At 31.0% G+C, this 24,760-nt stretch carries 23 protein-coding genes; 15 read left to right on the forward strand and 8 right to left on the reverse strand.

What is annotated here, in order from left to right:
* Positions 1-123 precede the first annotated feature (123 nt).
* Complete coding sequence (locus ACH5TX_RS14535) at positions 124-750, forward strand: 4'-phosphopantetheinyl transferase family protein (protein ID WP_439340219.1); 627 nt, start codon at positions 124-126, stop codon at positions 748-750.
* Entirely contained in the window at positions 751-1,485 is a 735-nt protein-coding gene (locus ACH5TX_RS14540; RefSeq protein WP_439340220.1) for a phosphoglycerol geranylgeranyltransferase, read from the forward strand.
* On the opposite strand, the gene ACH5TX_RS14545 is transcribed toward ACH5TX_RS14540, so the two are convergent.
* The 3 genes from ACH5TX_RS14545 to ACH5TX_RS14555 all read right to left on the reverse strand — a co-directional run bounded on the left by ACH5TX_RS14545 (position 1,475) and on the right by ACH5TX_RS14555 (position 9,397).
* Complete coding sequence (locus ACH5TX_RS14545; protein ID WP_439340221.1) at positions 1,475-4,249, reverse strand: beta-galactosidase; 2,775 nt, start codon at positions 4,247-4,249, stop codon at positions 1,475-1,477. The two genes, ACH5TX_RS14540 and ACH5TX_RS14545, sit on opposite strands and share 11 nt — an antisense overlap.
* 28 nt (positions 4,250-4,277) lie before the next feature.
* Positions 4,278-7,118, reverse strand: coding sequence for a DUF8487 domain-containing protein (locus tag ACH5TX_RS14550; protein ID WP_439340222.1), 2,841 nt, complete (start codon positions 7,116-7,118; stop codon positions 4,278-4,280).
* 71 nt (positions 7,119-7,189) lie between these two features.
* Positions 7,190-9,397 carry a rhamnogalacturonan lyase family protein gene (locus tag ACH5TX_RS14555; RefSeq protein WP_439340223.1) on the reverse strand — a complete coding sequence of 736 codons (2,208 nt, stop codon included), beginning with the start codon at positions 9,395-9,397 and terminating at the stop codon, positions 7,190-7,192.
* A 251-nt stretch (positions 9,398-9,648) separates the two neighbouring features.
* Between ACH5TX_RS14555 and pnuC (ACH5TX_RS14560) the strand changes: the two genes are divergently transcribed.
* From pnuC (ACH5TX_RS14560) to pnuC (ACH5TX_RS14590), 7 genes are all read left to right on the forward strand, one after another.
* Complete coding sequence (gene pnuC, locus ACH5TX_RS14560; protein ID WP_439340224.1) at positions 9,649-10,281, forward strand: nicotinamide riboside transporter PnuC; 633 nt, start codon at positions 9,649-9,651, stop codon at positions 10,279-10,281.
* Positions 10,242-10,805, forward strand: coding sequence for an AAA family ATPase (locus ACH5TX_RS14565; protein WP_439340225.1), 564 nt, complete (start codon positions 10,242-10,244; stop codon positions 10,803-10,805). The genes pnuC (ACH5TX_RS14560) and ACH5TX_RS14565 overlap by 40 nt, the downstream gene beginning before the upstream one ends.
* 3 nt (positions 10,806-10,808) lie before the next feature.
* Positions 10,809-12,356, forward strand: coding sequence for a DUF4301 family protein (locus ACH5TX_RS14570; RefSeq protein WP_439340226.1), 1,548 nt, complete (start codon positions 10,809-10,811; stop codon positions 12,354-12,356).
* Positions 12,357-12,358: 2 nt separating this feature from the next.
* Positions 12,359-12,766, forward strand: a complete 408-nt coding sequence (arfB, locus tag ACH5TX_RS14575; RefSeq protein ID WP_439340227.1) for an alternative ribosome rescue aminoacyl-tRNA hydrolase ArfB — start codon at positions 12,359-12,361, stop codon at positions 12,764-12,766.
* 259 nt (positions 12,767-13,025) lie between these two features.
* Positions 13,026-15,206: a TonB-dependent receptor gene (locus tag ACH5TX_RS14580; protein ID WP_439340228.1), complete on the forward strand. Its 2,181-nt coding sequence runs from the start codon at positions 13,026-13,028 to the stop codon at positions 15,204-15,206.
* The gene (locus ACH5TX_RS14585; protein ID WP_439340229.1) at positions 15,207-15,983 is read left to right on the forward strand and encodes a 2OG-Fe(II) oxygenase family protein; all 777 of its coding nucleotides are present in this window, start codon (positions 15,207-15,209) and stop codon (positions 15,981-15,983) included.
* Positions 15,983-16,555, forward strand: coding sequence for a nicotinamide riboside transporter PnuC (gene pnuC, locus ACH5TX_RS14590; RefSeq protein WP_439340230.1), 573 nt, complete (start codon positions 15,983-15,985; stop codon positions 16,553-16,555). Before ACH5TX_RS14585 ends, pnuC (ACH5TX_RS14590) begins: the two co-directional genes overlap by 1 nt.
* 9 nt (positions 16,556-16,564) lie before the next feature.
* On the opposite strand, the gene ACH5TX_RS14595 is transcribed toward pnuC (ACH5TX_RS14590), so the two are convergent.
* Positions 16,565-17,002 (reverse strand): Rieske (2Fe-2S) protein, encoded by a 438-nt coding sequence (locus tag ACH5TX_RS14595; RefSeq protein WP_439340231.1) that lies wholly within the window; start codon positions 17,000-17,002, stop codon positions 16,565-16,567.
* Positions 17,003-17,147: 145 nt separating this feature from the next.
* Between ACH5TX_RS14595 and greA the strand changes: the two genes are divergently transcribed.
* Positions 17,148-17,621 (forward strand): transcription elongation factor GreA, encoded by a 474-nt coding sequence (gene greA / locus ACH5TX_RS14600; protein WP_439336602.1) that lies wholly within the window; start codon positions 17,148-17,150, stop codon positions 17,619-17,621.
* A 117-nt stretch (positions 17,622-17,738) separates the two neighbouring features.
* Positions 17,739-18,128, forward strand: a complete 390-nt coding sequence (locus tag ACH5TX_RS14605; protein ID WP_439340232.1) for an HIT family protein — start codon at positions 17,739-17,741, stop codon at positions 18,126-18,128.
* 47 nt (positions 18,129-18,175) lie between these two features.
* Here the strand turns inward: ACH5TX_RS14605 and ACH5TX_RS14610 are convergent, their stop codons facing one another.
* Both ACH5TX_RS14610 and ACH5TX_RS14615 read right to left on the reverse strand, forming a co-directional pair.
* Positions 18,176-18,469: a hypothetical protein gene (locus ACH5TX_RS14610; RefSeq protein WP_439340233.1), complete on the reverse strand. Its 294-nt coding sequence runs from the start codon at positions 18,467-18,469 to the stop codon at positions 18,176-18,178.
* Positions 18,459-19,625, reverse strand: coding sequence for a sensor histidine kinase (locus ACH5TX_RS14615; RefSeq protein ID WP_439340234.1), 1,167 nt, complete (start codon positions 19,623-19,625; stop codon positions 18,459-18,461). The genes ACH5TX_RS14610 and ACH5TX_RS14615 overlap by 11 nt, the downstream gene beginning before the upstream one ends.
* 305 nt (positions 19,626-19,930) lie before the next feature.
* Between ACH5TX_RS14615 and ACH5TX_RS14620 the strand changes: the two genes are divergently transcribed.
* Both ACH5TX_RS14620 and aat read left to right on the forward strand, forming a co-directional pair.
* Positions 19,931-20,308: a DUF3127 domain-containing protein gene (locus tag ACH5TX_RS14620; RefSeq protein ID WP_439336606.1), complete on the forward strand. Its 378-nt coding sequence runs from the start codon at positions 19,931-19,933 to the stop codon at positions 20,306-20,308.
* 136 nt (positions 20,309-20,444) lie between these two features.
* Positions 20,445-21,068, forward strand: coding sequence for a leucyl/phenylalanyl-tRNA--protein transferase (aat, locus tag ACH5TX_RS14625; protein ID WP_439340235.1), 624 nt, complete (start codon positions 20,445-20,447; stop codon positions 21,066-21,068).
* Here the strand turns inward: aat and pdxR are convergent.
* Positions 21,063-22,559 carry a MocR-like pyridoxine biosynthesis transcription factor PdxR gene (gene pdxR, locus ACH5TX_RS14630; RefSeq protein WP_439340236.1) on the reverse strand — a complete coding sequence of 499 codons (1,497 nt, stop codon included), beginning with the start codon at positions 22,557-22,559 and terminating at the stop codon, positions 21,063-21,065. The two genes, aat and pdxR, sit on opposite strands and share 6 nt — an antisense overlap.
* 83 nt (positions 22,560-22,642) lie before the next feature.
* Here pdxR and ACH5TX_RS14635 point away from each other — a divergent pair, with 83 nt between their 5' ends.
* Both ACH5TX_RS14635 and ACH5TX_RS14640 read left to right on the forward strand, forming a co-directional pair.
* Positions 22,643-23,305: a pyridoxamine 5'-phosphate oxidase family protein gene (locus ACH5TX_RS14635; RefSeq protein ID WP_439340237.1), complete on the forward strand. Its 663-nt coding sequence runs from the start codon at positions 22,643-22,645 to the stop codon at positions 23,303-23,305.
* Between the two features lie 225 nt (positions 23,306-23,530).
* A complete protein-coding gene (locus tag ACH5TX_RS14640; protein ID WP_439340238.1) occupies positions 23,531-24,187 on the forward strand; it encodes a hypothetical protein in 657 nt (218 codons plus the stop codon).
* Here ACH5TX_RS14640 and ACH5TX_RS14645 read toward each other — a convergent pair.
* Positions 24,184-24,747 carry a DNA-3-methyladenine glycosylase I gene (locus tag ACH5TX_RS14645; protein ID WP_439340239.1) on the reverse strand — a complete coding sequence of 188 codons (564 nt, stop codon included), beginning with the start codon at positions 24,745-24,747 and terminating at the stop codon, positions 24,184-24,186. The two genes, ACH5TX_RS14640 and ACH5TX_RS14645, sit on opposite strands and share 4 nt — an antisense overlap.
* Positions 24,748-24,760: the final 13 nt, after the last annotated feature.

A 24,760-nucleotide genomic window follows, 5' to 3' on the forward strand; every position in this document is an offset into this window, starting at 1 on the left:
TTTTCAATTTTATAAAATGAAAACATCTTTGCATTCGTATTTAAAATAGTTAAATTCGCTTATCAAAAATGTTTACAATGCCATTGGCGGTGCAAAGATAACTAATAACATTTAGAATATTAAATGCCACTTTATAAAACCATTACACCAAATTCACAAACTGTTGTTAAAATCTGGAAGATAGATGAGTCTTTCGATGATTTAATGCAGCCTATTTCATTAAATCCGAAAAGTTTAGAGCGTGTTTTAGGTATGAAAAGTGAATTGCATCAACGCGGATTTTTAAGTGTGCGTCATTTATTAAGAGCTTTTGGATATACTGATGCCGATTTGTTTTATGATGAAAATGGCAAACCTCATTTAAAAGATGGAAAGCAAATTTCTATTACGCATTCGTTTAATTTTTCGGCAGTTATTATTAGCGATTTAATTGTTGGTATTGATGTTGAAAAACAACGTGATAAAATAAATGTTATCGCTCATAAATTTATTGATTATGAGTTTGATTATTTAAATGAAAACGATACCGATTATATAAAAAAGTTAACTGCCATTTGGTGTGTTAAAGAATCGTTGTACAAGTTGTTTGCTACACCAGGATTAAGTTTTAAAAAGCATTGTTTGGTTATTCCGTTTGAATTGATTGATGAACAAACAAATGCTTGGATTGACTATGAAGATGAAAAGCACCGTTATGATATTCAGTTTATAGAGTTTGAAGGCTTTACCTGTGCTTACGCAATTGCTTAAATGAAAGCGGTTTATGAAAATATAAACGAATCGATTTTAAATGGCGAAAAACTACTCGCTGTTTTAATTGATCCTGATAAGTTTTCTGTTGAAACTACCAGTCGATTTATTGAAAAAGTAAATGCATCTATAGCCACTCACATTTTTGTTGGAGGTAGTACTGTAGATGATGATGCGACTGAAATATTAGTAGCCGAAATTAAAAAGCACAGCAACTTACCAATTGTTTTATTCCCTGGAGATGTTACGCAAATTACTAACGAAGCAGATGCTATTTTGTTTTTAAGTTTGATTTCTGGTAGAAACCCCGAGTATTTAATTGGGAAACATGTAGAAGCAGTTTCTAAATTGAAAGAAACGAGTTTAGAAGTCATTCCAACAGGTTATATTTTAATTGAAAGCGGAAAGGAAACAGCTGTAGAGCGTGTTACAGGAACGAAGCCCATGTTAAGCGATAATATCCAAGATATTGTTGATACAGCAAAAGCTGGTGAGCTTTTAGGTATGAAACTCGTGTATTTAGAAGCGGGTAGTGGAGCCAAAGTGCCAGTAGAGACAAATATTATTACTCGTGTAAAAGAAAATCTAAAAATTCCGCTTATTGTTGGTGGCGGTATTCGTTGTAAACAACAATTAGAAGATGCCTATAAAGCAGGAGCCAATTTGGTAGTTATTGGAACTGCTTTTGAAGACGATGAATTGTTTTTTAATTCTATAAAATCGTCTAATTTTTAATTTCTAAACGGGTTGAGAATTCTGGATCTATTTCTAAAGTATTTATACCTGTTTTAGTAAAATCTGGTTGTTTATCAAAGTAGATTTTAGGATCTTTTTTAAAAGGTTCAATTTCAAAAATAAGAGGTGTGTCTTTTTCTAATTTAATATCTGTTAGATTGATAGACCAAGTGGTGTCATTATTAAAATTATCTGCAACCAAACTTTTACCAGAATAACATGTTATTTTATCGCCAGAATAATTGATTCTTAAAAACACATTTTTATATGCGTCTACTTGATCTTTGTTTAAAGTAAGTTGATAGCGATAAGGTGTAAAACTAAAATCTTGAAATTGTATTGGTTTTTCTGTTATTACAGGTTTTGTTTTATTGCTAACAGTATCCCAAGGCGCAGGAATTTTGTATTGTTCTGTGTTTAGCCAGCTTATATCTGTTGGAATACATATTTTGTTTGCGTTATAGAATTCAACTTCTAAAACACCAACAAAGGCTTTTTTATTTTTTATATAAGGAAAATCTAATAGGATGTCATTCTCTCCTTTTTTTAAATAGCCTGTAAAGTCTAATTCGTTAGTTTTTTCAATAGCTATGTTTTGGTTTAGCCATTTGCCATTGATACGAATTATACATGTTTCTTCTGTTAGAAAATGAAAAGTAGCTTTTTTAATATCGGCAGTATTTTCAAGTTTAAATGCTTTAAAAAACTGTTTGTGATACATCTCATTTTTGTCTTTGTAATGTTCTGGTGAAATTTGAAGCCACTTTGCTTCATTAATTAAAGCGGTTTTTTCAAGCTTAAAGTTGATGTGCTCTTTCTTGTTTTTTATGGTGTAGTATTTAAAGCCGTTTTTGGTTTTTCCTGATAATTTTAAGGTGCTATTTAATGCAATAATTTCATCGGTTTCATGAGTTGAAAATACTTTTATGTTTTCATTTTCATCCATTGTTAAATTGGCTGTAGAGAGAAAAGCATAGGTTTTGTTTTTGCTTTTAAAATACCAAAAGGTATCCATTTGCTTTTCTGATAATACAAAAATTCGCTTCACTGAACCATCACTGTTTTTAATAATAATAGGATTGTTTAGACCTGTTTTAATAGACTTTAAGAAAAAAATAGCATTCGTTTTTTCTTGTTTTCTGCCATTAATAGTAATTGTTTCAATGTTTTTTGAATCAAATAAAAACTCGGTGTTTATGTTTTTTGTTTCTTTAAAATACCAATCTTCAGTTTTCTTGTTTTTAATATTACAAATGGGTTGTGTTGTACTATACTTTAGAATATTATGACCCATTTTAAGATTTACAGGCCATATAAAAACAGTGCTGTCTTCTATCTTTATTGGTGAAGATGGTATTTTAATATCTCCTTCTTTTAATTTAATATGAAACTGAATATCTTCCTTAGTAGACTTTTTATACCCTCTATAATAATTTGAAACAAATAAATATCCGCTATTATCTTTTACTCTTAATGCGTATTGTAAATTATCTGGATTGTTATTATCTAAAGGAATAATAGGCGTTATGGGAGCAAGTTGCTCTCCAAACTCCGATAAGAAATAATGTAAAGGTTTTAATTTATGATATGCTGATGCTATTTCACCAGTTTCTCTTATGGCTGCTTGAAAATCATAAGATATAATAGGGTATTCATTCCAATAGCCAGATTCATACCTTTCTTCATGTAATGTGGTATGTTTTCCAACAGGATTTAACCCGCCTGTAAATACATAATATCCAGGTAAATTACTTCCAGAAGCCACGTTAGATGTTGCAATAGTAACACCATCAATAGGATTTAAAATAGGTCTTCTGTGTTCTGAAATTTGATTGCCAATTCCTAATTCGCACGTAAAATAAGGATATAACGAGTAGTTTGGTTTGTATTTAGCAGTACTAGCTTCGTTACCTATACTTTGATCGTTTATAGGTTTGTTAAACACATAGCTGGCATTAGATTTTATTTTTTTAATATCGGTATTCCAAGGTGCAGCAGGATAACCACCCCAAAGCGGAATCACTTCATTTTCTGGTGTAGAGGTGTTTCTCCAGCCAGTAATAGTGTACATAGGCACATCCATACAATACTTTAAAGCCATGTTTTTTAAAGTCATAATATGTTTTTCGCCACCTTTTCCTCTCCAATATTCGTTTTCTAATTGAATTCCAATAATAGGCCCATTATCTTTGTAATAAAGTCCTTTTAATTGCTCAGAGATTTCACGATACCATTGGTCAACATGTTCAAGGTATTTAGCATCGTTGGTTCGTGGTTTAAAGGCTTTTTGATTTACAATCCAATCTGGTAATCCGCCATTTCTAACTTCGCCATGACACCAAGGCCCAATACGTGGATATGCCCAAACATCATGTTTTTTACAAAGCTCTATAAAGTGTTTTAAGTTTTTACTGCCGTTCCAATTAAAAACACTTTTTTCCTCTTCATGATAAATCCAAAAAACATAAGTAGAAATAATGGTAATACCATTGGCTTTCATTTTTAGAATTAATTCTTCCCATTTATCAGGATTACATCTTGAAAAATGAATTTCTCCCATAACAGGAATCATAGGTTTTCCTGCTAATGATAAGAACTTGTTGTTAATAGTAATTTCTTTTCCAGCAAGTCCTGGGTTACCCATTTTTAAACTATTCTCAATAATTTTAGGGGGTTCAATTTGTGCATCAATAGTAATGGTTTGACTATTTACAGACACTGTTGATAATAATAAAAGGAGAATATAATGAAAGCGAAATTTCATATAATTAAAAATCTTTAAGTGATGCTCTTTATGGGTTTTCAGTGACATAAGAATTCCATACTTCGCGTTCTTTCTTTTCAAATAACTCATTAATAATGTCTAATGAAATCGTGTCATTAGGTTTAAAATCATTTGAATTCATATAGTTTATAATGCTTTTGTATAATTGTTTTGCTACAAGTTGGTTGTCATTAATTTCATCTAAATTAATACTGCAAACCATTAGTTTTCCTTCACCTACATGTGCTTCAAATAGCATTGCTAATCGTCTGTTTAAAAACCAAGTATCAATTGGTTGAACGATAGGTCTAAAATTAGCAGGAAAATTTTCAAGATTCATGATTTGCTGTCTGTTTGCAATTTCCCACCATTGTAAATCGCCATAATAATCTGTTGGAAAATCATTAAACACTGGGTGTTTGTCTTTTAATAAAATACCAGTTGTATGTGGTGGTCTCATTTTAAACCAAGAGGTATTCCAAAAAACAGGTGTTTGGTATTGTATAATATCTTTTCCGTTTTCTATTTTACCTGCGGCTAACAATAATACGTTACCGCCCTGTTTTAAAATTTGAGTTGCTTTTGTGTCTAAACTTTTGGTGATGTAGATATTGTTAGTATCAACTTTCGCCTCAGTTTTTGGATATACCCAAACATGCCATTGATTTGTGTAGTTTCCAACATGGACTTTTAAAGTTAATTTTGAAGCCTTTGTTACAAAATTTAATGGGACATTAATGTTACCAAGTTCATTGCATTTTCCAAAAGGAATTGCTTCTGGATTTAAATTTCCAGATTGAAGGATTGTATTTGTTTCATCAAGTAATTCCCATTTTGCGTTTGAATCTTTTAAGACTTCACCACTAAAATTGGCGACTTCAACTTGAGTAGTTAAAGTTTCATTATTATAAAAGGTGTATTTAGGAAGTCTTATAAGTGGTACAACATCATTACAAAACGATTTAAATTCTTTAGCAGAAATATATCCTTTTTCATCCCAAAAAGCATCTAAAACACCAACTAAAGCGGTGCCTTGTCCAGAAAAATCGTTTAAACTTAACAACTGAAAGCCTGCTAAATTAGGCGTTCTTAAAGTCGCTTCTATTTCTTGTTTGTAGCAAGATGCTTGTAGTTTTCCAGATGCCATTAAAAAATCATGTGCTTGATCTGCCATATGATGATCTTTTAAATCTTCTTGAAAGAGCTCGAAATTCTTAGCTTTTAGCGGGCCAGTATATTTTTTAATTTCATCAAAATTAGGATACACACACCATTGTCCCATTTCAAAAGTAACATAAGGTCTGTTTTGGTTTTCAGTTTTGTCTCTATAATCAAATGTGTTTTGTGGTTGTTCGTTTTTCCAGTTTAAACCACGAGGCGGAGAGCGTACAATAAAATCGCTATTTTCTATAATAGACCAACTTCTACCTGTGGAAGCTCCTGTAAATACACGTTGCGGATCGTAGGTTCTAAAATGACTTACCCAATTTTCTAAATAAGGTACATAATTTCCTGAAGGTTCATTTCCATAAGCCATCATGCAAAACGAAGGATGATTGCCGTAGGTATCAATAATACGTTTTGTTTCTTCCATTAAATAGGTGTCAATGGGTTTTCCGTTTCCTAAGCTCACAGAATATTTTGCCCAACTCGGACCTTCAACTTGAAGGTAAATCCCCGCTTTATCTGCTGCTATAAAGGCAGCTTCTGGCGGACAATACGAATGAAAACGCATGTGGTTTAATCCGAATGATTTACATATTTCATAAATACGCGTCCATGAAGCTTCATCTGTTGGCGGATAACCTGTTAATGGAAATACGCTACATTCTGTAGTGCCTCTTAAAGATATTGGGGTGCCATTTATTTTAAAATGTTTCTCTTCTATAGTGAATGCTCGCATTCCGAAAATAGCTTCTTTTACATCTTGAATACCATCTTCATCTTCTATGGCGACTTCAATGTTATATAAGTTTGGATGAAACTCGCTCCAAGTTTTAAAATCATCACCCATTGGGATTTTAATTGAAAGCTCACTTGCTTCATTTTCAAAGTTGAATGACGAAGGATTTAAATTATGCTCATGGTTGAGGCCTTTTACTTTAATAGAAACTTGAATGTTTTTCTGTGCTTTTTTGTTCAGAATAATTTTAGCTTGAATATTTTTATCGCTAAGATTAGGTGTTATTTTAAGTTGATTGATTTTGTATTCATTGATTGGGTATAAAACCATATTTCCAACAATTCCGTTCCAATTACCTTGTGTATGGTCTGAAATACTATGCGAATTAATACCAACATCTAAATCTCTTATGGCGTTATCTACACGAATAGTTACTGTGTGCTTTCCTGGATTTATGTTTTGGCTAAAAGTATATTGGTGAGATGCCGACAAACTGTTTTGAGAGCCACCATAAACAGTGTCTATCCAAACTTGAGTTTGCCAATGTGGTCTTTCTAATTCTAAACCTATGGTTTTGTCTTTCCAGTTTTCTGGAATTATAATGTCTTTTTGATACCAAGCTGCACCAACATAATGTTTGTTGGGTGTTAACCAAAACGGAAATTTTAAGCTGTCTTTTTTTCTGTATTTACGCATTGCTGGATTAAAAAACCAGGTGCTATCGTATATGCTTCCTGTCCATTCGGTAGTTAATGTTGGATTGTCTCCAATGCCTTTATCTCTTAAAGAACTTGGTAGTTGAATGGTGTCTTTAAATTTAAGAGTTTGCCATTTTTCTTTTAAACCAACGTTTTCTTTGTCTAGTCTGTACGACCAATTTCCTTCTAAATCAATTTGTTTAGTAGGTGAAGCACATTGAAAAAGAGAAAAAATTATAAAAAAGGTTAGCAATGGTTTTATTGACATTGGTAAAAAATTGTTTAATTATGAATTTAGAATAGTAAATAAAATGAGCGTCTATTTTTCATTTAAAGCATTTATTTTAAGAATATTTTAAATGCATGAATACCAGTTTCATCTTTAATTTTTATAAAATAAAGACCTGTTATTTGGTTTTTTAAGTCTATGCTTTTAATATTTTTAGATGTTTCTGTAAATAGTAACTTTCCAATACTATCGTATACTTCAACAGAACCATTATTAATCCCACTTATATAAACTTTTCCTGAAGTAGGGTTAGGGTATAGTTTTATTTTTGAACTATTTATTTCTTTAGTATCAACAGATAAAGTTTCATTAGCTAAATAAATGTTTGGAGCTGCAGGAACTGGCATATCAGTACCTAAAAAGAAACCAGTATGGGCAGGTTGGTTATATGCTACATTTTGCCAAGCAATGCTAGTTCTGTAAACAGGGTCATGCATTAAGGTGAAGATACGTTCTGTTGGCATGTCTTTAGAAGACATTATTACAAGATATGTGTTGTTTGATGCACGCCAAATAATTTCTTCTCTCCAATCACCAATTATATCTGCAATTAAACAAGGATTTGATTTAGAACTATTGTTACTAGCTAATTCAAGTCCATCATAATTATAAGCTGTTAAAACTCGACTAGTTCCGCTACCATTCCATTCGGTAATTACTGTTCTATCTACTAGCTCTCTTGATAAATCGCCATCATACCAAGCAGCCATGTTGTATGAAGCTCCATTACCTGCTGTCGTTGGGTAAGTTGTTGAAATTACATTTCCGTTTACATCGTGTATTCCAGTGCCATCAGATGCCCAAGCTTCAGCTCCTGGATAGTTTGGGTCAATATCGGCTATTAAACATCTGCCAATATCAGCCTTTCCACTATTTTGATTTACTTGCCAAAATATTTCTCCTAGTTGGTTTCCTCTAAAATCGGTTTTTGGAATCACGTTAGTATGAAAAGCTCCAAAGTTTCCAAGAGGAGTATTTCTACTATATCCAGCTGATTCATGACAAGTAAAATATTCTAGACCGGGACTGTTTGGGTTAAAGTCGCCTAAATGACTAGCGTCTCCATGTTTGTAACCAGTAGAACTGAAAGCTGTTCCGTCATCATCAACAGTTAAGGAACCGTAAATTATTTCGTCTTTTCCGTCTTGATCAACGTCTCCAACAGTTACACTATGATTTCCTTGCTGCTCGTATTGGCTGCCTGCTGTATTAGAATCGAATACCCATTTGTTTTGTAAATTTGTGCCATCAAAGTCCCATGCCGCCAAAACCGTACGAGTATAGTACCCTCTGCAAAATACTACACTTGGGTGTACACCATCAAGATAAGCCACACATGCTAAAAAACGATCGACCCTATTTCCATAATTATCTCCCCAGCTAGAAACACTACCTCTTGCAGGAATATAATCTACGGTATCAATAAAAGCTCCTGTTTCACCAGAAAAAACACTTAAATATTCAGGGCCGCTTAAAACATAGCCATTACTGTTACGGTAGTCCGCATTTTCATTTCCTAAAATGGTTCCTTCACTGTCAGTACTTCCGTCTGCAGTTTTACAAACTAATTCGGCTTTTCCATCTCCGTTTAAATCGTACACCATAAATTGAGTGTAATGCGATCCAGATCTTATGTTTTTTCCTAAATTAATTGTCCATAAAACGGTTCCATCCATTTCTAATCCTTGCAAAATAGTATTTCCTGTATAACCACTATGAGCATTGTCTTTAGCGTTTGTTGGATACCATTTAAGTATAATTTCATATTGACCATCACCATCTAAATCACCAACAGATGCATCATTTGCATCATAGGTGTAAGTAACATTGTCTGGTGTTGTTCCTCCTGTTGGGGCAGAAATAGGTATTTTTTTGTAAATTTTATCCCAAGGTTCTACGGGTACTGAAAGCGATTGTTCTTCACCATCTATTACTGCGGCAACACTATATGAGCCTGGAAAAAATGCAGTATTATCAGCAAAGTTACTAGCGCCAGTAATTGGTGTTGAATTTAACTTTGTTGAGCCTCTGTAAACATTGTAGGAAGCATTTGTAAATTCTGTTCCTAAAATTCTCCAACTTACTAAAACGGTATTACTACTAATTCTAATAGGAAGTACACCTCGGTCTAAATCTTCCATTTGCCTTTGGGCTATAGTTGTTAAGGAAAACAAAACAAATACCGAAAAAAGCAGGTTTTTTTTGAAGAAGTTCCTCAAAATTGATTTTGTTTTATTAATATGTAATATTTTATTCATTTTAAATAGTTTAGCTTAGTTTTAGTTGTTATCAAATGTATATTTTACATTTAAAAACTCTATCCTGTTGTATCCTGCTTGTAAATTATTATAAAGCACTTTTTGTTAATTCTTAGTTTTAACTAAGTTTAATTAATGGCTTAAGTATATTTCTCTTTTCATCTAAGATACAGTATATTTAGCACTAATTTTTGAGCTTGTATAAATAAGCTTTTCCATTCTATATATTTTACAGTTAGAGAGATACAACTATGAATTCTTTTTTCGATTTTTTCTTTGGACAATATTCAACATATGAAACAATAGATATTGTGCTTGAAATAATAGCGGTAATCTTTGGTTTTTTATCTGTATGGTATTCAAAACAAAATAATATTTTAGTATTTCCAACTGGGATAATTAGCACAGTTATTTTTGTTTATTTATTACTTAAATGGGAGTTGTTAGGTGATATGATGATTAATGCTTACTATTTTATTATGAGCCTTTATGGTTGGTATATTTGGACAAGAAAAGTTGATGAAACCCATGTAACTCCAATTTCAAAAATGTCGTTTAACGAGAAAAAAATAAGTGTAGCTGTATTTTTAGCGACTTTGTTATTTGTTTATTTAGTTTACAATGTATTTGATAAATGGACAAGTTGGGTTGCTTATGTTGATACGTTTACTACCGCTGTGTTTTTTGTAGGTATGTGGCTAATGGCAAGGAGAAAATTAGAGAATTGGATATTTTGGATTGTAGGTGATTTAATTTCAGTTCCATTATATTTTCATAAAGGATTTACATTTACAAGTTTGCAATATTTAGTGTTTACAGTAATAGCTGTATTTGGTTATTTAGCATGGAAGAAAAGTATAAACAAGAACCTGCAAACTGCGTAAAAGTAGTTTTGTTTGGTCCCGAATCAACTGGAAAAACAACTTTGTCTAGGCAATTGGCTAGACATTATAATTCTATTTGGGTGCCAGAGTATGCGAGAGACTATCTTCAAGATAAATGGAATAATGAACGAAAAACATGCGAGGTTGATGATTTGTTACCCATTGCAGAAGGTCAAATAAAACTTGAAAATGAATTGGCTCAAAAAACAAATACAGTTTTAATTTGTGATACCGATTTATTGGAAACCAAAGTGTATTCTGAAGCTTATTATTCAGGGAGTTGTGATCCTATGCTTGAAAAGTATGCGTTAGAAAATACATACGATTTGTATTTTTTAACTTATATTGACACGCCTTGGGAAGCAGACGATTTACGTGACAAGTCAGAGTATAGAGAAAAAATGTTTAAAGCTTTTGAAGAAGCTTTGGTTGTAAATAAAAGACCTTATGTGTTATTAAAAGGAAATAAAAAAGAGCGTTTAGAATTAGCTATTAAGCATATTGATTTACTATTAAAAAAATAATTAATGTTTACTAAAAAAGATATTCAACAAATAGAAAATAAAGGGATAACACAAGAACAAGTTAATGCCCAAATAAGTCGTATTAAAAATGGTATGTCTTATTCTAACCTAATTGAAGCAGCTACTATTGGAAAAGGGATAGCGTCTTTTAATGAGGATGAAACAAAAGTTCTTATTGAACTGTATAATGCGAAACAAAATGCATTATCTATAGTGAAGTTTGTACCTGCTTCAGGTGCAGCAACACGTATGTTTAAATTTTTATTTCAGTTTTATAAAAACTTTGATGCTTCAAATGAAAGTATTGATGATTATGCTGAAAGACAAAAAGATACATTAATAAAAACCTTTATTTCTAATTTAGAAACATTTCCTTTTTATAACGAAGTAATTGCAAAAGTAAAAGCATCAAATTCTAATTTTGAAAGTTTATCAAAAAGTGAACAGTATTTTGAATTTGTAAAAACGATGTTGAATGTAGATGGTTTAAATTATAGTTTTTTACCAAAAGGTTTGTTGCCATTTCATAAATATGACAATCAAGTGGTAACTGCTTTTTACGAGCATTTGTTTGAATCTACTTTATATGCATCTTCTAATAAGAGTTCCAATTTACATTTTACGGTATCAGAGCAACATCATGATTATTTTAATTCGGAATTAAATAAAATTAAGACTGATTTAGGGCAAAAAACAAATACCGCTTTTAATGTGTCATATTCTTATCAAAATCAAGCGACAGAAACTGTAGCATTAAAAAATGATGGAGAAGTTTTTAGAAATGAAGATGGTTCTATTTTATTTAGACCAGCTGGTCATGGCGCGTTATTAGAGAATTTAAATAAGTTGAATAACGATATTGTTTTCATAAAAAACATAGATAATATTGTTGTTGTTAAAACTAATATTGAAGTTTCAGAATACAAAAAATTACTTGCAGGTGTTCTTGTTGAAATTCAAGAAGAGGCTTTTAAGTTTTTAAATCAACTAGATAGTGATTTGGTTTCTGAAAATGACATGCTAAAAATAGCTATGTTTTTAACTAATAAATTAAATGTTTCAATTGATACAGAGTTTGATGATTTCGCTTCCGAAGCAAAAATAAATTATTTAAAAGATAAATTAAACAGGCCTATTCGTGTTTGTGGAATGGTTAAAAATGAAGGAGAACCTGGTGGTGGTCCGTTTTGGGTAAAAGACGAAAACGGTAACATTTCATTACAAATCGTTGAGTTTGCTCAAATAGATATTGATAATAATGAACAAGCAGATATTGTTAAAAATGCGACGCACTTTAATCCAACAGATTTAGTTTGTGGTGTTAAAAATTATAAAGGAGAAAAGTTTAATCTTTTAGATTTTGTAGATCATGAAGCTGCTTTTATAACCATGAAAACGCAAAACGGTATTGATATTAAAGCATTAGAGCTTCCTGGACTATGGAATGGAAGTATGGCGTATTGGAATTCTATATTTGTAGAGGTGCCTTTAGAAACTTTTAACCCTGTAAAAACAGTAAACGATCTACTTAAAGATCCGCATCAAGCGTAAACATGTTTAATACCGAAGTCTTATTAAAAGAGTTAACCTTTAAAGCTATTAGAAGTTCTGGAGCAGGAGGTCAGCACGTTAATAAAGTCGCTTCAAAAGTAGAATTGGTTTTTAATTTAAAGGAGTCTTCAGTTTTTAATGAAGAACAAAAACAGCGTCTTTTTAATAAGCTTCAAAATAGATTAACAAAAGAAGGTGTTTTAATTTTACAATGCGGAGAAAGTAGAAGTCAGCATAAAAATAAAGAGCTAGTAATTAAACGGTTTTTTAACTTAATAAGAATTGGATTAATAATCCCTAAAAAACGTGTGCTTACAAAAATCCCTAAATCAGTCATTAAAAAACGATTGAAAAATAAACGTAATCTATCTGAAAAAAAAGCAAATAGAAGGAAACCTAATTTAGATTAAAAAAACTGATAAATAATAATTGATTATCAATTATTCGTTAGTACATTTGCACCGTTCTCAAAAAAGGGGTGCCTATTATCGGCTGAGATCATACCCATTGAACCTAGAACAGGTAATGCTGTTTAGGAAATCGAGTTCTAATTTATACCATATTTGGTGTAGGCTTGAATTCATGGAAACGAAGCATGTGCTTCAAAAATTAACTTATTAATAACTAAGAATAATTACCTCTTTTTATTCGATTATAATTCATAATCGTATGAAAAATTTATTCAAAAATTTGTCATTCCTGCGTAGGCAGGAATCTCACACAAAGAAAGCATTAACATTATTATCTTTCTTAATTGTTTTAAGTGCAAATGCACAACAAAATCAAGTACAACAAGATTCAACTAAAACAGAAAAACTAGATGAGGTTTTAGTAAATGCAGTGCGTGTAAACGCAGATTCTCCAATTACGCATTCTAATGTGACAAAAGAACAATTAGAAAAGCGCAATTTAGGACAGGATATTCCTATTTTACTTAACTATTTACCATCTGTCGTTACAACTAGTGATGCCGGAGCAGGAGTTGGGTATACTGGTATTCGTGTACGTGGTACAGATGCTACACGTGTTAATGTAACAATTAACGGAATTCCTTATAACGACCCAGAAAGCCAAGGTACATTTTGGGTTAATTTAGGTGATTTTGCATCATCAACTGAAAGTTTACAATTACAACGTGGTGTAGGAACATCAACGAATGGTTCTGGTGCTTTCGGTGCGAGTTTAAATTTGCTTACAGATGCGTTTTCTAAAGAAGCTACTGGCGAAATTTCTAATAGTTTTGGTAGCTATAATACACGTAAGCATACTGTTAAATTAAGTACAGGTTTATTAAATGACCATTTTGAAATTTCAGGGCGTTTTTCAAAAATAGATTCGGATGGTTATGTAGACAGGGCGTTTACAGATTTAAAATCATATTTTCTTCAAGGAGTTTATAAAGATGATAATACTTTAATTAAAGCTTTATCGTTTGGTGGTCAGGAATATACATATCAATCTTGGTATGGTTTAACTGCCGATGAATTAAAAGAAGATCGTCGTCAAAACCCATATACTTATGAAAATGAAACTGATAATTATTGGCAAGATCATTACCAATTACATTGGAATGAGCGTTTAGATAATAATTGGTCTACTAACTTAGGTTTAAACTATACAAAAGGAAAAGGGTATTTTGAACAGTACAAACCGGAAGAAACAGCTTCAGATTTTAATAATTTAATTGAAGATGATTCAGATGTTATAGTTCGCAGATGGTTAGATAATGATTTTTATGTAATTAATGCCAATGTAACTTATAAGAAAAATGCTTTTGAAATTATTACAGGACTTTCATATAACACTTATTCAGGTGATCATTTTGGTGAGGTTATTTGGGGAAGTAATTTAACTCCTAACACTAATATTAGAGATAGGTATTATGAAGGCGATGCTACTAAAAACGATTTCAGTGTTTTTTCTAAAGCAACTTTTAAATTAGTTGATAATTTAACAGGGTTTATTGATTTACAAGGACGTTTTGTACGTTATAAAACCAATGGGTTGAATTCTGATAGAGTTTCTTTTATTACAGATGCTAAGTTTAATTTCTTCAATCCTAAAGTAGGATTAACCTATAAGGATTCTGAGACTAGTAGCTTTTATGCATCGTATGCAAGAGCAAATAGAGAACCAAACCGTGACGATTTTGAAGCTGGTGTAACCGAAAATGAAACTCTAAATGATATTGAATTAGGGTGGCGTTATAACACGAGTAAAGCTCATATAAGTACAAACTTGTATTATATGTTTTATAAAAATCAATTAGTATTAACCGGAGAACTTGATGATGTTGGAAGCCCAATAAGAGCAACTAGTGGTAAGAGTTATAGGTTAGGATTAGAAGTAGATGCTAATATTCAATATTGTAAATCTTTCAGTACTTCAACAAATATTGCAGTAAGTAGTAATAAGAATAAAGATTTTACATCATCAATTGATGGTAGTTTGGTTAATTTAGGAAATACTAACATTTCTTTTTCACCAGATTTAGTAATAGGAAATGCACTTAACTTTTTTCCTGTGGAAAACTTACAATTATCTTTTTTAAGTAAATTCGTTGGAAAACAATTTATGGGAAATGTAGATTCTGACGCATCAAAATTAAATGATTATTTTGTGAATGATTTTAATGTAGTTTACGAAATAAAACCAAAATCAATATTTAAATCAATATTATTATCTGGTATAGTTAATAATGTATTTGGTAAAGAGTATGTTTCTAACGGATATTATTATACTTATGATGATACTTGGTCTAATGCAGGAGTAACTACAACTATTGAAGGTACAGGCTACTACCCACAAGCAACAACAAACTTTTTAGTAGGAGCTACTTTTAAGTTTTAAATGTTTGTAAAAGAAAATAGGTTTGAAGATCATTTTGGGATAGTTGAAACAACTATCCCAAAATCTTCAGATACAACTATAAAGACTGCATTTAAAAATTTTCTAAAACAGCCTGAATCTTATAAAAAAGAATTTCTTCAAACATATTATAATTGTGGTTTTGATGGTTATTCTTTTTTAGGACAAAAAGATAGTATCAATCAATATGATACCGATTTGTTACATTCCTTTGTGCTTTCAGAATTTTCTAAACAAGTGCTTTTTCCAAAAGAGTTTCATGCTTTTTTACAGAATGATTGGAAGGCGCTAGTTTCAAAAATAAAAACCATAGAGCTGCATGTTATTGAGCAACTAAAAATTGAAGGCTTAAAAGCATTTTACGAAGATTCTATAGGGCATATGGTATCTTGTAATTATTACCCTAAAGTAGATTTAGAGGTTGCTACGTCTTTAAGGTTATCTAAACATAAAGACGTGTCATTATTTACCGTTTTTGTTTTTGGTTCAGCTGATGGATTTTCATATCAAAACTTTAGTAATAAAAAAGAAACGCTACATGCAAGTCAAAACATTGTTGTCTTTCCTGGGTATTTATTAGAGTTTTTAACCAAAGGAAAATACAAAGCATTAGAGCATCAAGTAGATTTTACAGCAGTTAATAAGGAACGTTTTTCGTTTGCTTTTTTCTCTTTACCTAAGCCATTTCAGGATATAGAGTTTAATGATTTACAGTTTACAAGCGAATCTTATTTTAAAAATTACTTAGCACTATTTTAATGGATTTTTATTTAGAACTTATAGCTGTAATACTAGGTTTAGCTTATTTGTTTTTTTTAATTAAAGAACATATTATTTGTTGGCTATTTGGCGTATTAGGATCGCTAATTAGTATTTTTTTGTTTTATAGAACGGGCTTATATGCCGAATCTATTTTATACATCTATTATGTTATTATTGGTGTTTATGGTTTTGTTTATTGGAAAAAAGCCATTCAAGAAAACAACGAATTTAAAGTAACAGATTTTTCAATAAGCACCTATTTGTATTTAATTATTTTAGGAGAAGTATTGGCTATTATTTTAGGCTATTGTTTTGATAATTATACCGATGCTAAAATGCCTTATTTAGATGCACAAACAACTGTTTTTAGTTTTATAGCTAGTTATTTAGAAGCTAAAAAAAAGCTTGGAGCTTGGAAATTTTGGATTGTTATAAATTTTGTAACCATTGCCTTGTATTTTAATAGAGACTTAAGTCTTTATACAGGTTTAACAGTTATTTATACCGTATTTTCATTTGTAGGTTATAAGAAGTGGAAAAAGAAAATGGCTAATCAAACAGAAGGATGATTCGCTTTTTTAATTGTTAAAAACTCTAATAATACTGCCAGCAACTTCAACACGATAGGGTTTTAAAGTATAGCCTCCAGTAGTGCCTTCTCTCATTGACCCTGTTAAAATATCGTAACTATTGCCATCATCACAACCACAAGTAGCAATAACTCCCTCAACATTTAATTTAGAACATGAGCTAGGAACATGGTTAGGGTCTGTTAATTCAAAGGCTGAATATTGATTTCCGCCAATATAATAAAGGACAATACCTTTTAAACCATACGAATTTAGAATTACATGATTGCCTGAAAATTGAAGCTGACTATATTCTGGTAAATTAATATTTACTAAGTTACCAGTATTAAAATTAATATTAGGAATATAAGGATTTGGTTTAATATCATCATTCTTGCTACAAGCAACTAAAACGAAAAGGCTAAACGTAAGTAAAATAGATTTCATAAGACTTAAAAATATGATTTGCAATTTACAACAAAAAGTAAACTGAGTTGTTTTTTTTGTATATTTGTTATTCAATCTCGTTTATACGGGATTTTTTTTATGCTGGACTCGTTCAGCATTTTATTATTAAATAAACGATGAAGTTATGAGTAAAGTATCATACTATACACCAGAAGGATTAAAAAAATTAAGAGAAGAGCTTAAGCAGCTAAAAGATATAGAACGTGTAAAGGCTTCAAGAGCTATTGCAGAAGCAAGAGATAAAGGTGATTTAAGTGAAAATGCCGAATATGATGCAGCCAAAGAAGCACAAGGAATGTTAGAAATGCGTATTTCTAAACTTGAAGATGCTTTAGCAGGTGCCCGTGTTATTGATGAATCTCAAATGGATACGTCTAAAATATTAGTATTATCTAAGGTGAAAATAAAAAACCAAACCAATGGTATGGAAATGAACTATACGTTGGTTGCTGATGGTGAGGCGGATTTGGCAACAGGAAAAATTTCTGTAAACTCTCCTATTGGTAAAGGCTTGTTAGGAAAATCTGTTGGAGATGTTGCCGAAATTCAAGTGCCAAATGGAGTAATGAAATTTGATATTGTTGAAATTTCTAGATAATGATCATTCCTGTGTAGGCAGGATCTATTTAAATATCATAAAATTCTAATTAAGATTCCTAATTAATATTATTAGGAATCTTTTATATTTACAGCTATTCTAACCCTCAACTTAATTATGGCTTCAATTTTTACAAAAATAGTTAATGGCGAAATTCCTTGTTATAAAATTGCCGAAACTGATGATTTTTTAGCATTCTTAGATGTTAACCCAAATAGTAAAGGACATACACTTTGTATTCCTAAAAAGGAAGTTGATAAAATTTTCGATCTAGATGAAACTACTTATAATGGACTTATGAGTTTTTCTAGAAAGGTTGCCATTGCTATTGAAAAAGCAATTCCTTGTGATAGAGTTGGAGTTACTGTAATTGGTTTAGAAGTACCACATGCGCACGTACATTTAATTCCGTTACATACTATGGAGGATGCTCGTTTTATTAAAAAAGAAACGTTGACTGTAGAAGAATTTAAAGCTACAGCTGAAGCAATAAATGCGCAATTATAAGTTTGTGTAAAGTATTATAGCTATAGTTGTTAAAATAATTACTGTAACTATAATGCTAATAATAACATTTTCTTTAAAAAGGTAGATGCTTTTTTAGGAATGAATGCTTTTTTTTGATATGCAACTACACGTTCAATATCATCAGTCCATTGTACAGGATAAATACTAGTATTACAAGTTCTACAGTCAATTTCATGTTTAACTTCGGTAGTAATCGATTTCTTAAATTTAGTTTCAATAAATCGCTGTTTAAAGCTTAATATCAAGCCTTCTTTACTATAGCATTCGGGGCAATTGTTTTTTAAATGAACTTCTTTTATAAGTATAAGCTTATCTTGCATGATCTATAGCGCGTTTTAAGGCAATTTGTATGGTGGTACCTTTTCCTATTTCAGATTGTAAAACTTTTATTTTACCATCATGAAAATCTTCAATAATACGTTTTGTAAGCGATAATCCTAAGCCCCAACCTCGTTTTTTTGTGGTATAACCCGTGTCAAATATTCTATTAAAATCTTTTTTAAGAATACCTTTTCCTGTATCGCTAACACTTACTTTTATATTGTTTTCTAGTTGCGAAATTTCTACGGTAAGTTTGCCACGACCTTTCATAGCATCAATAGCATTTTTTACTAAGTTTTCAATGGTCCAACTATATAGTTGCTTATTAAGGTTTACAATAATATCACCTTCGGGTATTATAATTTTAAAATCTACTAGCTTAGAAGATCTCGATTTTAAATAATCATAGGAGTTTATAGTTTCTTCAATAATATTTAATGGTTCTAAAACAGGAATGGAGCCAATTTTACTAAAACGTTCCGTAATAGTTTGTAGCCTGTCTATATCTTTTTCCATTTCAATAATATAATCTGGATCTACATTTTCTGTTTTTAAAATTTCTGTCCATCCAATTAAAGAAGATAAAGGAGTGCCAATTTGATGCGCTGTTTCTTTTGCCATACCAGACCAAAGTTTATTTTGGATGGCATTTTTATTGCTACTGTAAAAAAAGAAGATAACGGCACCAAATAAAAATACAATAAGAAGTAGTGCTAATGGATAATATTTTAGCTTGTTTAAAAGCGGTGAGTTTCCATAGTACATTGTACTAATAAGTTTGCCATCAAATTTAACTTCAATAGGGTTGTTCTCTTTTTCAAATTTTAAAATTAATTTTTTAATATATAAAGAGTCTTTTGTTTTTTTAGTGTCAATATTATTAAAATCAATGCTTCCATCTACATTAACCATAATCATAGGGGTCGTTTTATTACTCGTAATTACCTTTAAAGGTAAATTACCCATGTTGCTGTTAAGGTTATCAGTTTTTAGTAAATCACTTTGAGCGAACGACCAATTTTCCATTTTAATACGCTCTTCATCTTTAAAATGTTGAAAAAACTCATAAGTTTTCCACAAAATTAGCGTCACAATAATAAAAGATGCTATTATTATTATCCATCGAAATACATTGCTGTTTTTGGTCAAAATCATGGCAGAATTAATTAATTATGTAATATAATGTAAATCTGTTAATATTATTGTTCAAGTTGTTAGTAAATCAGTTTTTAGTTGAAGAACATAATAGTTACATTTGTTCAAAATAAAAAAGTTTAATAACCTTATTAGGTGTAAAAACCTTGTGTGTTAGTTAAATAGACGGTTTTATTTGGTTCAGGTTTACTAATTTTATTTTTTTTACTTGTAGTTTTTGTTCAGTTTAAATACAAACTGAATAATATTATTAAGTTGAAAAAAGTTAATTTTAAAATAGTATTAATAGATATAAATAGGAATAAATGGAAGTTCAAGGAAGAATTAAAATGGTAGGAGAAACTCAAACTTTTGGTAGTAATGGGTTTAGAAAAAGAGAAGTTGTTGTAACAACAGAAGAACAATACCCACAACATATAATGGTGGAGTTTGTACAAGATAAAACTGAGTTGTTGAATAGCTATAAAGAAGGACAACAAGTAAAAATAAGTATCAATTTAAGAGGTAGAGAATGGGTTAATCCACAAGGAGAAACTAAATATTTTAATTCTATACAAGGATGGAGAATTGAAGCATTACAAGCTGAAGCTTCTGGAGGAAATATGCCACCAGTACCACCAGCAGATGCTTTTGAACCAGCAGGCGATTTAAAAGAAGACGATCACGACGATTTACCGTTTTAATAAATACGACACAAGAATTCCTTCACTAATTTGAGGGAAGGTGGATTTTTTGATTTCTTAAAGAATCCAAAACCGTAAGGGTCTAAAATTTAACCTCAATATTTTATAAAATGTTGAGGTTTTTTACTTTTAAAAGATGCATTATTTAACAAAAAACATATGGTTTCCAGATGTAAATGAAGCTACTGAAGATGGTATACTAGCTATTGGAGGCGATTTATCTGTAGAACGTTTATTGTTGGCTTATAAATCTGGCATTTTTCCTTGGTTTGAAACAGAAGTGCCAATTTTATGGTGGTCTCCAAATCCGCGTTTTGTATTGTTTCCAGAGAAATTGAAAGTCTCGAAAAGTATGAGACAGGTATTGCGTAATAAAGATTTTACAGTAACGGTTAATAAAGCTTTTAAAAGGGTTATAGAAGAATGTTCTATAGCTAAAAGAGATGGGCAAGCCGGTACTTGGATAACCAAAGATATGATTGATGCTTATGTGAAATTACACGAATTAGGCTATGCCAAATCTGTCGAGGTTTGGAGAAACGATACACTTGTTGGCGGGCTTTATGGCATTGATTTAGGTAACCAAGTTTTTTGTGGTGAAAGTATGTTTGCTAAAGTGAGTAATGCTAGCAAAGTGGGGTTTATAACGTTTATTCAAAACAGCAATTATAAACTTATTGATTGCCAAGTGTACACTAATCATTTAGAAAGCTTAGGTGCTGAGGAGATTTCTAGAGAAGCTTTTTTAGAGTATTTATAAATTCAGCAAGTTGTTTTCTACAATTTCCATAGTTGCTTTTAAGCGTTTTATAAACTCATGAATTTCGGTGTCGTTGTATGTGGCAAAACCAATTCTAATAGAATTATGTTTACTATTTGCCATATCATAACGTTTCCAATCAGGAATAATTAATTTTTCTTGTAAAGCTATTTTAGTTACTGTTTCCCAAGAATATTTTTTGTCAAGAGTTAGCCAAATAGCCATGCCTCCTTTGGGAATTTCAAATGAAAAGTAGTTGCTTAATTCTGTTTTTAAAAGACTACAAAATAGGTCGCGTCTTGCTTTGTAAATTTTAACCACTTTTTTAATATGTCTATCTAAACTTCCGTCCTTTATAAAACTAGAAAATGCCAATTCTAATAAAGCGTCACCTTGTCTATCTATAAATCGACGTAGTTTTGCACATTCATCAACAAATTCTTTAGAAGCTATTAAATATCCAACTCTAAATACAGGAGCTACAGCTTTACAAACAGATCCTACGTAAATAACATTACTATTTTTATCATGACTTGCCAGTGGCAAAATAGGTGCGTGATTATAATGAAAATCATAATCATAATCGTCTTCAATAATAGCGAATTGATACGTTTTAGCTAAGTTTAAAAGGTGTAAACGCCGTTCAGCTGATAATGTTGCTGTTGTAGGATGGTGGTGATGCGGTGTTGTATAAATAGCCTTTATGTTGTGTTTTTTACAAAGTAACTCAATAGCCTTGGTGTCTATACCATCTTTATCAACGGTAACCCTTAAAAGTTTTGCCCCAGCAAATTGGAAAGTTGTATCTGAAGCACTGTAATTAGTTTCTCCAATAATTACATATTCGTTGTTAGAAATTAATAATTGTGACGCCAAAAACATGCCCATTTGGCTACCTCTCGTAATTATAATATTATCTTTTGTAATATGTAATCCTCTCGTTTCATTTAAATAGCTTACTAAAGTGTTTCTTAATTGGGAGTTTCCGTAAGTGGTACCATAGCTCAAATGGTTTACAATACTTTTTTTACCAGCCCACCTTCGGTATAACACAGCAATTTCGTCTACTGGAGCTAATCGTGCATCAGAAACACCATCGTTTGCATACATGAAACTGTCTTCTGAAAATTCAGGAAATGTTCTATTTAAAATAGTGTGTTTCTCAAAAGAAAAGCCTGCTTTATTTTTTTCTTCTACTGTTTCTAGTTTGCCTAATGGTTGTTGTTGAAGCAATGGTAAATTGGCATTTACAAAAGTACCTTTTTTAGGTACTGTTTTTATCCAACCTTGTAACGTTAATTCTTCATAACAGGCTACTATTGTTTTTCTGTGTAAACCAATTAGTTCAGATAATAATCTACTGCTAGGTAATTTCGTTTTAGGAGCAAGAGTACCTTGTTTTATTAATGCTATAAATTGATTTGTTAATTGAATAAATAAGGGTTGTTTACTTTTTCTATTTATAGTAATAATTGTTTTATAAGGAATCATATCTGGACTATTTGTAAAGTTAAATCTGGATGATTTAAACAGTCCATAAAGTTATTAATTTTATCCTTTTAAAATGAAAAATCATGAAAGAATACAAGATTTCAGAATTAAACAAAGTAAAAAGAGGAGCAAATAGAGCAACCTATGATGTTGAAAAAATAAACAACATTCTCGATGCCGGATTTGTAGGATACGTTAGTTATGTTTTTAATAATAAAGCGATAACAATACCTATGGCTTATGGCAGAATTGAAAATAAAATTTATTTGCACGGGTCACGAAAAAACAGAATGTTATTGGCTTTATTAGAAAATAAGGAAGCAAGTATGACGGTGATGCATTTAGACGGATTGGTTTTAGCACGTTCTGGTTTTCATCATTCAGTAAACTATCGGTCTGTAACTATATTTGGATCGGTAGTTCAAGTTGATAATCCAACATTAAAAGAAAAAGCATTAAAGCAAGTTGTAGATCAAATGATTCCAGGAAGATGGGAGAGTTTGCGTCCTATGAACGACAAAGAATTTAATGGGACACTTGTGGTTGAAATGATCATAGAAACGGCTTCTGCTAAAATTAGAGATGTTGGAGCTAAGGACGAAAAAGCTGATTTAGATTTTCCAGTTTGGGCAGGTATTATACCTATAAAACAAATTGCAGAACCACCAATTCCAGATTCTTTATTAGCAGATGCTATTGAAACACCAAAGCATGTTTTGGATTATTACGAACAGCATAAATTATAAGTAAAGCTGCTTGAAAACAAGTTGATGATTAAATTAATTCTGAAAATTTCAGAAAAATGGATGTTTTATAGCTGTTTATAAAACATATTAGTTAGTGTTTGTAAATAAGTGATTTGCTAAGATTTAATGTGTAAATTTTGATTATGTTAAAAATTAAACTAGTTTAGTTTGAGTTATTTAAAACCAAGTAAGTGCGTTTTGAGTATTTAAATAAAATATAGCTGAATGTTAGATTATGAAAAGTATAATAAATGGTTAAAGAGCAATAAATGGACATCTTCTTTGCTTGTAATTCTTAGTGTTTTGGGTATAGCAAGTCAAACTACAGGATATTTTAAAGAATTTTTTCTTGAAGAAGATTTAATCACTTATGATATAATTAATATTAATCTTGACAATTACAAAGTTAAAGCCGAAGTTTTAGAAGAAGGATTCGCTATGGGAAATAATATATTTGAAATTCCTATAGACTCTATTGTTCTAAATGATTTTACAACTAAAATAGAAAGTAATCCTAATAATATTTATTTTATTCGTGTTAAAGGAGAAACTCCCATAAACTCTCTTTGGATTGGAGGTGCTTCAGAAAAAAATAAATTTAGTTTAAAACTAGGCACTGCTTTTTATGATTCTAAAATTCTTCATTTCCCTAATATAAATGAACTTTCTGGGTGGAATACCTTTCATGATTCTCCAAACACTTCGTCTTCAAATTTTGTGGTTTTTCAAGGGTTTTTTCACTTAGCTCATTTTAGAGAAAAGCAGGATATGTCTAATCAATATAAAATATCAACCGTAGAGCCAGATCAAGATATTGCTAAAAATACGTTGAAAATTCTAAAAGAAATGGATGAAGACGGAGTCGTTAATTTTATGAATTAAACCTCATCATACCTAAAACAACTTTCTATATGATCATTCACCATGCCGGTAGCTTGCATATGTGCATATACAACGGTAGAACCAACAAACTTAAAACCGCGTTTTTTTAAGTCTTTACTTAGGTCATCACTTATAGCTGTTGTTGCAGGTACATCTTGCATGGTTTTGTGTTTGTTTTTTATGGGTTTGCCATCAACAAAACCCCAAATGTATTTACTAAAACTGCCAAATTCATCTTGTATTTTCATAAAGGCTTTTGCATTGGTAACAGTCGCATTTACTTTTAATTTATTTCTTATAATACCTGCATCTTGTAAAAGCGAATCAATTTTGTCTTGTTGGTAGGTAGCTATTTTTTTGTAATCAAAATTATCAAAGGCCATTCTAAAGTTTTCACGCTTACGCAAAACGGTTATCCAACTTAAGCCAGCTTGAAAGGTTTCTAAAATTAAAAATTCAAAAAGTGTGGCATCATCATAAACGGGAACGCCCCATTCTTTATCGTGATATGCTTCATATAAAGCATCGCCTTTACACCAATTGCATCTATGTTTTTCCATGTTAATTTTATTA

Origin of the sequence: Thalassobellus citreus, from assembly GCF_044385915.1 — a bacterium.
Taxonomy (GTDB): domain Bacteria; phylum Bacteroidota; class Bacteroidia; order Flavobacteriales; family Flavobacteriaceae; genus Thalassobellus; species Thalassobellus citreus.